Here is a 12,522-nt window from a genome sequence, read left to right as displayed (position 1 = left end):
ATGCCCCATGCCCAATGCCCAATGCCCAATGCCCAATGCCCAATGCCCAATGCCCCAGATAGATTATTCTGGCTCGCTACAATACTTATTCATCTGATTCACTAATGTATCTGACTGTTTGCCAAGAGTTGTAGCTGTTGTCAGTGCTGAATCAATTTCGACTCTAGCCTTTTGGATTTTTTCTCTGCCAGATTCTGAGGCTTGTGCTGTCTTGGTTGCACCAAGCGCTTTACCTGCTTTGGCGATCGCTTGACTAAGATTTTGAAAAATTTTCACAAAACTGCTTTGAAATTCTTTCAGCTTCGGATCTGTTAGCTTCAGTTCTCCAATGGATTTAGTCACAAAGTCTAAATCTTTAGATAGCTGTATGCTAGTTATCACTTGCGTTCCTTTATTTTTATCAATTAGAGAAGTTCCAGCATTCACAACTCGAATTAGTCGCTGACACTGAGAAACTTTATTGTCACTGCAACTAGCAACTAACAAAGCAATACTTAGGCTCACAGGAGCAAGAACAGTATATTTACGTAAAACAGACATTAACACCCCAACAGCAATAAAACCCACAATATAGTATCCAATATTACGGGTAAATGAGAGGATTGGGCAGAGGGGCAAGGAGGAAAAACTTACTGTAATTTCTCGCCTGCTCCCCTGCCCAATGCCCAATGCCCAATGCCCAATGCCCAATGCCCAATGCCCAAATCACCAATCTATCGGCAAACCCAACTGGTCTAAAGTAGCACCATCTTGTAACAGTGCTTGAATATCGCTGTCTATTTGAATACGACCACCAGACAGTACCAAAGCGCGTTGAGTGACTCTGCCTAACCAATTTAGATCGTGGGAAGCAATTAAAATCGCTTGCACAGGTAACTTTAATAATACTTGCCCCAAATGACGACGCCATGCTGGATCGAGACCGTTAGTTGGCTCATCCAAAATTAGAATTGTTGGTTCTAGGGCTAAAATTGAGGCCAGGGCGGCTAGGCGCCTTTGTCCACCAGAAAGTTCGTGGGCGGAACGATTAGCGTAGGCTTCTAGACCAAAATCAGCTAATAACTGCCTAGCGCGATCGCTAGCCTCTGCTGGTTTGATTCCATAGTTACGTGGCCCAAAGGTAATATCTTCTAAGATAGTCGGCATAAATAGTTGGTCGTTGGCATCTTGGAAGCTAAAGCCAATTTGACGACGCACTTGGGGTAAAGTTTGTGGTTCTACAGGAATGCCATTAATCGTTATTTTCCCAGATTGCGGTTGTTTTAAGCCGATTAAGTTCTCCAACAAGGTACTTTTTCCAGAACCTGTTGCTCCCATCAATGCAACGCGATCGCCTTTGTTCAAGGTAAAAGATATTTCCTGTAATACTGGCTCCTGGTGGGAATATGCATACACCAGGTTCTTAACCTCGACTACGGCTGCATGGGGATTATCGGTTGATAATTGAGGATTAGAAGTTAATGATTTCAAAATTTACAAACTCAATATGTAAGGGAGTAGAGACGCGATTAATCGCGTTTTAGTGAGAGACGCGATTAGTCGCGTCTGTACTAACGAGTGGGTTAAATCTTGTAAGAAGTTAGAGTTACACTAGCAGCGATCGCCCAAGCTAGTAATAAGGCAAAACGTTCTTTTGGTCTAAGGGTAGAATCTATGGGTAATTGTCCGTTGTAACCACGAGCTACCATTGCCGCATAGACTCGCTCGGCTCGATCTAGACTGCGGAGATACAAAGCTCCAATCATGGCTGCACTGGCATAGCGCAACCATCCCGTAGTTCCATTCAAACCGCGTAGTTGAGCGCTGCGCCGCATCCGCGTTACTTCTGAGAACAAAATTTCCATATATTGCCCAGCTAATAACAAGTTTTCCTTTAAAGGTGCTGGTACTGGTAAGCTTTTCAGGGCAATGCCGAAACTGTGGGGCGGTAAGGTTAACAAAAAACTATTCATCGTCACCAGACAAACCAGCGAACGAACTAGCAAAAAACTGGCTCGTTCCCATCCCAAGGGCAATGCTAGCAATGACAAAAAAATCAATTCTGTGCCGAGTAATCCTCCCAATTGGCGAATTGGTACGCGCAAGAAGCAAGCCCATAAAAGTGCGATCGCGCCATATACACTTAGTCCATACCAGGCATGATGCTTTAATAAAGCTGCTCCCACCACGATCGCTAGAGACAGTTGTAAGCGTAGCGGTAAGGAAAGTTTAAGCATTATTCGGTTTCACTACCTTGGCAATTCCAAAGGCAACAGCAAAGCAAACCGCAGCTCCCACCAGCCCAGCGATACTAGTGCCAATTGGCCCTAAACCCTCAATTCCATAGTCAGCTAAGGGAGTCGGCACAATTATCCGTACTTTCTCGGCTAAGTTAATGAAACCTGTATTTTCGGCAACTTTCTCCAAACCATCGGGCCATGCTGAAGCAAAGAGTGACAGCACCCCCGCAATCAAAAAAATGGTGACAATAGGCACTGACCAGCCACGAAACTCGTGCTGTTCGCCTGGTAACAAATCTGGTCGAGCGGTGGCCAGATAAGTCAGCACACCCCCAGTAATCATTCCTTCGCCAATACCAATCAAAATATGCACACCAGTCATGGCTGGTAAAACTATGGCTACCGGTGCAGTTCCAGAGAGGGCTAATTCAATGGCACAAGCGATCGCAGCTACCACTACACTCACACCAGCGGCGATCCCAGCAGCCAAGGGTAAGCGCCCTTTAGACCCCCCAAACAGCCGTTGCAAGGTTTCGGTTAAAACCCAGCCAACCCAAACACCAATCACTCCCATGTTAAAAATGTTTGCTCCCAAGGCTGTAATGCCACCGTCAGCAAATAACACGGCTTGAATAATTAAAACTGTGGCGATACACAACGTTCCTGCCCAAGGACTGCCCAAAACGATCGCAGCTAAGGTTCCCCCTAACAAGTGACCACTAGTACCTCCTGCTACTGGAAAATTGATCATCTGGGCAGCAAAAATGAAGGCAGTGGTTAGTCCCAATATCGGGGCACGACGAATACCAAAAGCCTCTTGCGATCGCCCGAAGGCAACAAATAACGCTGCCACACTCGCTAAACCAGTAGCCCCAGCCACTGGAATAGAAACAAATCCATCAGGAATATGCATGATCTACCCTGTATTTTTAGAGGTTCATTTATTCAAAACAAGCAATAAAACTACGCCATCATTTTAATAACAAACAAAATTTTTCTCTTTTTTGCAATGCCCTACCGGGGGATTTTATAATGTTACTTTTGACATATTTTAAATCAAGTCTCTACTAATTAGTATACTTATTTAGTAATATATTAATTTTTGTTAAACTGATTTTTTATATTGCTAAACGTTGACAGAATGGGACTGTACTTATCTCGTCTCATTTTGTCGATCAAATTACTCCGAAAAAGAGATAATAAAGAAACTTTAGCTACCTCTTACTTTATGGAGTAGTTCGCTTTTTCAAAAATCAGACAGGAATTTATAGCTGCTCTTACAGTGAAGAAATAGCTTTAACTATTTCTCCAAAAAAAATGTTTTGATTTTTTTGTTTTGTAGTGTTTAATTAATTCTTTATTGCATCAACAAATAAGTTTTTACGGGGGTAACAAGCTTATGTAATCAATATTTGCACTTTATTTTTACCTTGCTGTAAAAATCATAATAATGTATAAGCACATTAACAAAATTTCTGATACTCCATACTAAATTAATATTCCCTGTAGTCTCATTAAATAATTATAAAGATATGCTGAATAAACTGTATATTTGCTGACTTAGTTTACTTAAAAGTACATGAGGTTTTGCTAAAAATACGTAATTCTTCGTATAATATCATAAAAATAAGGGGTAAGATGTAAAACTTAGATGAATTTAGGAAAATACTGGGAATCGAAGTGCGGAAATTACTAAACTTTTAGGGCAACTAACTGTAACAAAAGGATTCCTCAACTTTTGAGTAACTAGGTTCAGTCAATAAAGGCACCAGATGTTTGATTCTATTTTCCACGGACTTTACACACCCTCGTTTTGCAATTTGGAATATGAAAACAAACTCATCGAACTCGTTGTTAACAGTATCAACCGGCCCGCTAAAGATTTCAGAGTTGCCCCCCAACCCCGTGGGTACAGATGATAATTCTATTCATCTTTCTCTAGTAATTCCTACTTATAAAGAGCGTGACAATATTAAGAATGTAGTCAGCATATTGAGTCAATTACTGGATGAATCTATTGCAGAAAAGTATGAACTAATAGTGGTAGATGATGATAGCCCAGACCGAACCTGGGAGATAGCGCAATCTTTAACGACAGAATACCCCCAGTTGCGAGTGATGCGACGCCAACAGGAACGGGGGCTATCCTCAGCAGTGATTCGTGGATGGCAAGCAGCTACAGGTAGTGTGTTGGGGGTGATTGATGGAGATTTGCAGCATCCACCAGAGGTACTAATACAACTGTTGGCTAATATTGAGCAAGGAGCAGATTTGGCAGTAGCTAGCCGTCATGTAGAAGGAGGCGGTGTTAGTAGCTGGAGTGTTGTTAGGCGTTTCTTGTCTCGTGGCGCTCAGTTGTTAGGCTTGGTAATTTTACCGGGGGTATTGGGCAGAGTTTCTGACCCGATGAGTGGTTATTTTATGGTGCGTCGGAGTGCGATCGCAGGTGTAACACTCAATCCAGTTGGATATAAAATTCTCCTAGAAGTAATTGGCCGGGGAAAAGTAGACCAAGTTGCCGAAGTTGGGTATGTATTCTGCGAACGCAAAGAGGGCGAGAGTAAGGTGACATGGAAGCAATATATAGATTACATCCACCACTTAGTGCGATTGCGGCTTTCCACAGGTAAAGTAGGACGATTGCAAAGAAAAGTCAATTTCCCTATCGGTCGATTTGTCCGTTTTGGGTTTGTTGGCTTTAGTGGTGTGTTTGTGGATTTAACGGTGTTTCACTTGCTGCGTACTGTAATTCATTTAGGTTTAACCCGCAGTACGATTCTTTCAGCTGGAGTGGCAATCGTAAATAATTTCTTATGGAATGATATATGGACTTTTAGTGATATTTCTCAGAGGCAACGTGCTTCACATCAACGTTTCAAGCGATTCTTGAAGTTCAGTGCGGTCTGTTTGGCAGGAGTTATATTACAAGCTTTAATAATTAACTTTCTCTATAATATCTTGGAAATAAATCAGTATTTAGCTAAGTTGATCGCGATCGCAGTTGCTACCATTTGGAATTTCTGGGTTAATTTGAAACTTAGCTGGCGCGTCACAGACGTGAAATAATCACAACGAGGGATTTGAGCTTTAGATTTTTGTTTTTAGATTTTAGAACGAACGAACTTAAATCTCAAACGTCAAATCTACAAATCCATGACTGTGAGGCCCAGCAATGAGAGTTCTTTTCCAAGGTGCATTTTATTTTTACAAACAAATTATCTCGTTGCTATCTGCATCTGCTATACATTTCCTGCCTCTGGCAGATAAAAACTCTGGCTCACAACGCAAGCATTGGCATAATTGGCATCGCCTTCCTCCTTTCTGGGTTCATCTCTTGGCGATCTTAATATGGTTGATTGTCGGCATCAGCTTGCGCCTAATCAACTTGACTGCAAAGCCTCCTTGGACTGATGAGTTTGCCACCTTGGTGTTTAGCTTGGGGAATACTTTTATATCAGTTCCCCTCGATCGAGCGATCGCACCTGATATCCTATTACAACCACTGCAACTAAACCCAGCTGCAACTATTGGTGATGTCATTCATAACTTAGCGACACAAGATAATCATCCACCACTGTATTTTGTGCTGGCTTACCTGTGGATGAAGTTATTTAACAGCGATGGAGGATTAATATCGCTATTTGGTGCGCGATTGCTACCAGCTATATTCGGTGCTGCCTCCATTCCGTGTGTTTACGTATTAGGTAGAGTAGCGTTTCGTTCGTCATTAGTGGGACACTTGACTGCTGCGATGATGGCAGTATCACCTTATGGCGTATTTTTAGCACAAGAAGCGCGTCATTATACTTTGGCAATCTTATGGGTAATTGGTTCTCTCACCTGCTTAGTAATTGCCACACGTCATATTCAAAACCGCACACCTTTACCTATATGGATAGCACTTTTCTGGATAGTAACTAATGCTTTAGGTATTGCTACTCATTATTTTTTCAGCCTTACCCTTTGCACAGAAGTCGTAGTTTTGATTTTTCTGGCTTGGCTTCAATTGCAAAATAGTAGCAAATTTTCTCTTTTCTTCTCTCCTCCTTGGCGGCGCATCTATGCCGTTGTCATAGGTACTTGTGTAGCGGGTTTAATTTGGATACCAACCTTGTTAGAGAATGAAAATCGTGGTGCTTTGACCGAGTGGATTCGAGGTTCGCGCGTTGGACTAGATTGGTTAAGCCCAATTTTTCAAGCTTTAGGAACATTGATTGCCATGATTTCCCTATTACCAGTTGAATCTTCTCAAGCTTTGATTGTGATTCCTTCTGGAATAGTGATGCTGACTTTCTTTATTTGGGCAGTACCAATTTTGCTGCGTGGGATTAAACTTCAACTACAGCACCCAGAAAGCCGGATGATGATTCAGGTACTTGCTGGAGTCGTTATCAGTGCGATCGCAATATTCTTTATCTTTACGTACTTTTTGGGTATTGACCTCACCAGAGGTGCTAGATATAACTTTGTTTACTTTCCCGCGATCGTGGTTTTACTAGGCGCAAGTCTCGCAGTTTGTTGGCATCCTCCCCAGATGGAAACAGAGCCAGGGAAAAATGGGATAACAAGCATAGGGAAATGGGGAATAAACGGGAAAAAAGCCGTAATGTTAATTTGGTTAATGGGATTTTTCAGTGCAGTTACAGTAGTTTGCAATCTCGGCTATCAAAAATATTATCGTCCTGACCTGTTTGTGCAACTAATTCAACAAACATCCCCAAAACCAGTACTGATTGCCACCACCCACAAAACTTATGTACACACTGGGGAAATGATGGGAGTCGCGAGGGAGATTAAACGTGCAAATTCACTCCAAAATCCCCTGTTTCTCCTTGCTCATCAAGATCGAGATCCGAATGCTTCCACCATTGCTCTGGAAAATACTTTAAAAAAATTACCACGACCTTTTGACTTGTGGCTGGTAAACTTTCACGCACCCGTAGCAGAAACCGTGAAAATATGTGTTATATCTGATACTCAATCTTTGCCACCCGTAGACGGCTACGAATATGAACTTTATCATTGCCAATAAGCTGGGGACTGGGGACTGGGGACTGGGGGGATGAGAAAGATAACAGGGAGAAATATTGAACAAGTTTCTCCCCAATGCCCAATGCCCAATGCCCAATGCCCAATGCCCAATGCCCAATGCCCAATCCCCAATCCCCAATCTATATGCATCTTGTGGAAGTTCCTCAAATCTCAATATCCATAGGAGACTAGAGAAAGAAAAACAAAATATATCTGACACGTTTTTCAAATAGCGAAAGCTGTAACTAGTTAAGGAGGATTTATGCGTGCAGTACTGATGGCGGGGGGTTCGGGAACGCGGCTTCGCCCGTTGACTTGCGATCTGCCAAAACCGATGGTGCCGATTCTAAATCGACCAATTGCCGAACATATTATCAATCTCCTCAAACGACATCAAATTACAGAAGTTATTGCAACATTGCATTATTTACCTGATGTCTTGCGAGACTATTTTCAAGATGGCAGCGATTTTGGCGTTCAGATGACTTATGCTGTCGAAGAAGACCAACCTTTGGGTACAGCAGGCTGTGTAAAAAACATTGCCGAACTTCTTGATGAAACCTTTTTAGTGATTAGCGGGGATAGCATAACAGATTTTGACCTGACGGGGGCGATCGCATATCACAAACAAAAACAGTCAAAAGCTACTTTGATTTTAACCAGGGTTCCCAACCCGATTGAATTTGGAGTGGTGATTACTGATGAGGAAGCCCGGATTCGACGATTTTTAGAAAAACCCTCTAGTAGTGAAATTTTTTCTGATACCGTCAACACTGGTACTTATATTCTCGAACCAGAAGTTTTGGAATATCTGCCAGCAAACGTTGAATGTGACTTTTCTAAAGACTTATTCCCCTTACTGCTAGCAAAAGATGAGCCAATGTATGGTTACATTGCTCAAGGTTACTGGTGTGATGTCGGTCACTTAGATGCCTATCGTGAGGCTCAGTATGACGCGTTAGATCGAAAAGTCCAGTTGGATTTTGCCTATAAAGAAGTTTCTCATGAATTATGGGTAGGTCAAAATACTTACATCGATCGCACGGCTGTGATTGAAACCCCGGCTGTGATTGGTGACAATTGCCGTATTGGGGCAAGAGTACAGATTGAGGCAGGAACCGTAATTGGGGATAATGTCACTATTGGCGCTGATGCTAATCTCAAACGTCCCATCGTCTGGAATGGGGCATTTATTGGCGATGAAGCACATCTTTCTGCCTGTGTAATTTCCCGTGGCACTCGTGTAGACCGCCGCGCCCATGTATTAGAAGCTGCTGTTGTAGGTTCGCTTTCTACGGTAGGAGAAGAAGCCCAAATTAGCCCTGGTGTGCGCGTTTGGCCCAGTAAAAAGATTGAGTCAGGGGCAGTTTTAAACATTAACTTAATTTGGGGGAACACTGCCCAACGAAATTTATTCGGTCAACGTGGTGTTCAAGGATTAGCTAATATCGACATTACTCCAGAATTTGCTGTGAAATTGGGAGCTGCTTACGGTTCTACTTTGAAACCTGGTTCTAAAGTAACAGTTTCCCGCGACCAGCGTAATGTCTCTCGGATGGTGACGCGATCGCTGATTGCAGGTTTAATGTCGGTAGGTGTTGACATTCAAAACCTTGATGCTACAGCTATCCCCATCGCCCGTACAGTTATACCCACAATGTCGGTAGCTGGTGGTATCCACGTCCGGGTACACCCAGACCGCCCTGACTATATTCTGATTGAATTCATGGATGCCAAGGGCATTAATATCACCAAAGCCCTGGAAAAGAAAATTGAAGGGGCTTACTTTAAGGAAGATATGCGGCGGGCGCTAATTCATGAAATTGGCGATGTATCTTACCCCAGCCAAGTCATGGAGCGCTATTGCACTGCTTTTGAGAAACTATTGCATGTTCATACACTCCGCAACAGTCGGGCAAAAGTGGTGATTGACTATGTTTATGCAGTATCAGGGGCAGTTTTACCCCAAATGTTGGATAAATTTGGCGCTGATGCAGTGGTATTGAATGCCAGTGTCAATAAAACGGCAATGTCAATCACCGATCGCGAAGGATTGCTGACTCAGTTAGGTCATGTAGTGGAGGCATTAAAAGCTAACTTTGGTGTGCAAGTATCCGCTAATGGAGAACAGCTAATTTTAGTTGATGAATCAGGCTACCCAATTCGCGGGGAAATGTTAACAGCACTGATGGTAGACATGATATTAACTGCTAACCCCAGAGGAACAGTAGTTGTACCAGTTCATGCTTCTAGTGCTATTGAACAAGTCGCCCGTCGCCATGATGGTAGAGTGATTCGCACTAAAGCCAACCCTACAGCTTTAATGGAGGCTTGCCAGAAAAACCAGAATGTGGTATTAGGAGGTAGTGGAGATACTGGTTTTATTTTCCCGCAACTGCATCCGGGATTTGATTCTATGTTCTGCATTGCCAAGATAATTGAGATGTTGACTATCCAGGAGCGATCGCTTGCTGCGGCGCGGTCAGAATTGCCCCGTGTAATTCACAAAAGTTATACAGTCCGTTGCCCGTGGACAGCTAAGGGTGCTTTAATGCGTTACTTGGTAGAAACTCACCCAGCCCAAAATCTAGAATTAATTGATGGAGTGAAAATTTGTCAACCCTACGATGACAGTTGGCTGTTAGTTTTACCAGATGCCAGCGAACCACTGGTGCATTTGTATGCAAATAGCAACGATCGCGAATGGGTAGATGAGACTGTGAGAAACTACCGCACCCGTGTTCAGACTTTTGTGGAAAGACAACAAGAATATCAACCCGCCGAAGTGTAATTCGTAATTCGTAATTCGTAATTGAATTCTTTAATTACGAACTACGAATTATCTTGACCACCCGCCCATTCGTCACAAATTAAGGCTGTAAGGTAGTTTTCAAGAGATTTTGAGAAGGCGTTCGGAAGAAAAATTGGTCGGAGCCTCGTTGTTTTTCCGTTACAAAATAATGCCTCTAAAGTTGAACTGTCCACTATCCAAATTCGAGAAATTTAGTTAGAGTGAACTGAATACTTTCAGGTATTGGTCGTTTATTTCTACATTTGGGCGTATTGACAAAATACACTTATTTTGAAAATGTGACTTATCAGACTCTAGGCGATTACCTAAGCTAAAAAAGTCGTCAACAATATATCCTAAATTTTCAGAAAATTGGACAGTATAAGAATGAATAAGGTGATTGTCCTGGGTTCAGTAAACCTTAAGTGATATCCCACAAAAACTTTGAAATCACTTCCACAATTTCAATAAAATCGGCAATTGATACATATCCTCAAAAACTAGCTTTGCTCCTGCGGCAATCAAAGCATCGTGATGCGAAGAATTGCCTTGATTACTTCGTGGAGTATAACCAAATACCTGCATTCGGGCGGCAGATGCTGCTTGCACCCCCGTTACCGAGTCCTCGATTACCAAACAATTTTCTGGAGTCTTACCCATTTGGCTAGCCGCATACAGATACACATCAGGAAAGGGCTTAGGGCGTTCAACATGATGAGAGCTATATAGCTTGCCATCAAATTGATGCAACAATCCCGTTAATTGTAAAACGAATTGAATATGCCGAGGACTGCTGTTCGATGCTACACATCTTGGCAATGTAATCTGTTCTAAAACGGCAGCAATTCCCTCAGTTGCTTGGAGTTCTTGTTGCAATGCAGCGATTTCTCGTTCCTTACAGCGTTCAAGCAATTTAGCAGGAACTGGTTTTCCGTAGGTTTTCTTAATAATCTCCAAACAAGTTGCCAATGACTTCCCCATAAATTGTTGGGTGACTTCTTCATAGGTGATTGTCAATCCACCTTCAGTTAATGTTTCGGCAAAAATACGATTCACTATCGGTTCACTATTTACCAACACACCATCGCAATCAAAAATGATCAATTCCAAATTTGTCATAGCTTAACGAACAGTTACTTTTTTCAGTAATTGTAATCTAGACAAGTTCAACAAGTCGTGCGTACACATCTTTTGCACAGGAGTGCTTTGATAGCGTTCCCGAATAAATCCCTCCCATCACCCACGCAAACACTGACTACACGAATGATTCCCGGTAAAGATGCATCCAAGCTATGAGAAATATATTCCCGAACAATTTGCAGTCGCTGCTGCAATGTTGGTTCACTATTGTAGAGATCGTGCCATTCAAACCAGTCTTTTGGCATAAGGGACAATTTCCGTTTGATTTAAACTATCTTCTTGCAGAGTGCGTTATTCACTCTTAATATGAAAATACGGTAACTCGATTGATTTACCGTATTTAAGGCAGCCAAAGGACAAGATCGCATAACTCCTGCAAGATCGAGTCTTGTATCGCTTTTTGTCTAAACTCTTTTGTTCAGACGTTCATCTCAATACTCCTATTCGAGTAAGTGGGAAGTTTTTGACCAATTAAGGTAGGAGAATTCTTGCTGCCTCGTCTAGTTTTCGGTTTGTTTCCTGAAAGACTTAACAAAAGTTTACCTATTTAAATGAAAAAAACTCTCAATTAGTCTGGTAGGATATCTTCAAGGTTATTGAGACTAATACTCATTAAGCAGGTGATGTATTTCAGCTATTGGCAAACTTTCTGAAAAGATAACGTTTTTGACTTGCGTGGCTGTTGAAACACTGGAGTCGATGCTTTGGCAGATTAACCAACCTCTCAGGGCGACTTTCCAGCAGGGCACACAACTATTTATCAGGTGTCAATATGTCAAAAAAAATTGGTTTGTTTTACGGTACTCAAACTGGTAACACTGAATCTGATGCTGAAAAAATTCGGGATGAGTTTGGTGATGATGTTGTGACATTACATCCCATTTACGAGGCGGATAGTAGCACTTTTGATGAATATGAATTGCTGATTATTGGCTCTCCTACTTGGGATATTGGTCAACTTCAGAGCGATTGGGAAGGCTTTTTCTCCGATCTAGATGAAATAGATTTTAGTGGAAAGCTAGTTGCCTATTTTGGTGATGGAGACCAATATGGTTATGCCGATAACTTCCAAGATGCAATCGGAATTCTGGAAGAAAAGATTTCCCAACGGGGCGGTAAAACTGTTGGTTACTGGTCAACCGAGGGATATGACTTTGAGAATTCTAGAGCTTTGAGAAATGGCAAGTTTGTCGGATTGGCACTTGATGAAGGTAGTCAATCTGATTTAACAGATGAGCGAATTAAAACTTGGGTTGCTCAGTTAAAGAAAGAATTTGGTTTGTAGAGATTTAGGGCGTACAGCTAACTGTACGCCTTTGTTGAAACTGATAATTTAATTTA

The 12,522-nt window shown here is 42.1% G+C and carries 11 protein-coding genes; 5 read left to right on the top strand and 6 right to left on the bottom strand.

What is annotated here, in order from left to right; translation table 11 throughout:
• Positions 1-63: 63 nt before the first annotated feature.
• The 4 genes from RM049_RS28540 to RM049_RS28525 all read right to left on the bottom strand — a co-directional run bounded on the left by RM049_RS28540 (position 64) and on the right by RM049_RS28525 (position 3,132).
• Positions 64-540, bottom strand: coding sequence for a hypothetical protein (locus tag RM049_RS28540; protein WP_322706577.1), 477 nt, complete (start codon positions 538-540; stop codon positions 64-66).
• A gap of 165 nt (positions 541-705) precedes the next feature.
• Entirely contained in the window at positions 706-1,470 is a 765-nt protein-coding gene (locus RM049_RS28535; protein WP_322706576.1) for an ABC transporter ATP-binding protein, read from the bottom strand.
• Between the two features lie 92 nt (positions 1,471-1,562).
• Positions 1,563-2,216, bottom strand: a complete 654-nt coding sequence (locus tag RM049_RS28530; protein ID WP_322706575.1) for an energy-coupling factor transporter transmembrane protein EcfT — start codon at positions 2,214-2,216, stop codon at positions 1,563-1,565.
• Positions 2,209-3,132 carry an energy-coupling factor ABC transporter permease gene (locus RM049_RS28525; protein ID WP_322706574.1) on the bottom strand — a complete coding sequence of 308 codons (924 nt, stop codon included), beginning with the start codon at positions 3,130-3,132 and terminating at the stop codon, positions 2,209-2,211. The genes RM049_RS28530 and RM049_RS28525 overlap by 8 nt, the downstream gene beginning before the upstream one ends.
• Positions 3,133-4,046: 914 nt before the next feature.
• Between RM049_RS28525 and RM049_RS28520 the strand changes: the two genes are divergently transcribed.
• From RM049_RS28520 to RM049_RS28505, 4 genes are all read left to right on the top strand, one after another.
• Positions 4,047-5,285, top strand: a complete 1,239-nt coding sequence (locus RM049_RS28520; protein WP_322706573.1) for a glycosyltransferase — start codon at positions 4,047-4,049, stop codon at positions 5,283-5,285.
• 106 nt (positions 5,286-5,391) lie between these two features.
• A complete protein-coding gene (locus RM049_RS28515; protein WP_322706572.1) occupies positions 5,392-7,251 on the top strand; it encodes a glycosyltransferase in 1,860 nt (619 codons plus the stop codon).
• A 30-nt stretch (positions 7,252-7,281) separates the two neighbouring features.
• Positions 7,282-7,434 carry a hypothetical protein gene (locus tag RM049_RS28510; protein ID WP_322706571.1) on the top strand — a complete coding sequence of 51 codons (153 nt, stop codon included), beginning with the start codon at positions 7,282-7,284 and terminating at the stop codon, positions 7,432-7,434.
• 78 nt (positions 7,435-7,512) lie between these two features.
• On the top strand, positions 7,513-10,041 hold the full coding sequence (locus tag RM049_RS28505; RefSeq protein WP_322706570.1) for a mannose-1-phosphate guanyltransferase: 2,529 nt from the start codon (positions 7,513-7,515) through the stop codon (positions 10,039-10,041).
• A gap of 450 nt (positions 10,042-10,491) precedes the next feature.
• On the opposite strand, the gene RM049_RS28500 is transcribed toward RM049_RS28505, so the two are convergent.
• Both RM049_RS28500 and RM049_RS28495 read right to left on the bottom strand, forming a co-directional pair.
• Complete coding sequence (locus RM049_RS28500) at positions 10,492-11,160, bottom strand: HAD family hydrolase (protein ID WP_322675177.1); 669 nt, start codon at positions 11,158-11,160, stop codon at positions 10,492-10,494.
• Between the two features lie 47 nt (positions 11,161-11,207).
• Positions 11,208-11,426, bottom strand: a complete 219-nt coding sequence (locus RM049_RS28495) for a hypothetical protein (protein ID WP_322706569.1) — start codon at positions 11,424-11,426, stop codon at positions 11,208-11,210.
• A gap of 527 nt (positions 11,427-11,953) precedes the next feature.
• On the opposite strand from RM049_RS28495, the gene fldA reads away from it, so the two are divergent.
• Positions 11,954-12,466, top strand: a complete 513-nt coding sequence (gene fldA, locus RM049_RS28490) for a flavodoxin FldA (protein ID WP_322706568.1) — start codon at positions 11,954-11,956, stop codon at positions 12,464-12,466.
• Positions 12,467-12,522 lie beyond the last annotated feature (56 nt).

The organism is Nostoc sp. DedQUE04, from assembly GCF_034530995.1.
Classification (GTDB): Bacteria; Cyanobacteriota; Cyanobacteriia; order Cyanobacteriales; family Nostocaceae; genus Nostoc.
Note: the sequence above shows the minus strand (reverse complement) of the source record. Positions and strands in the feature narration are given on the sequence as shown.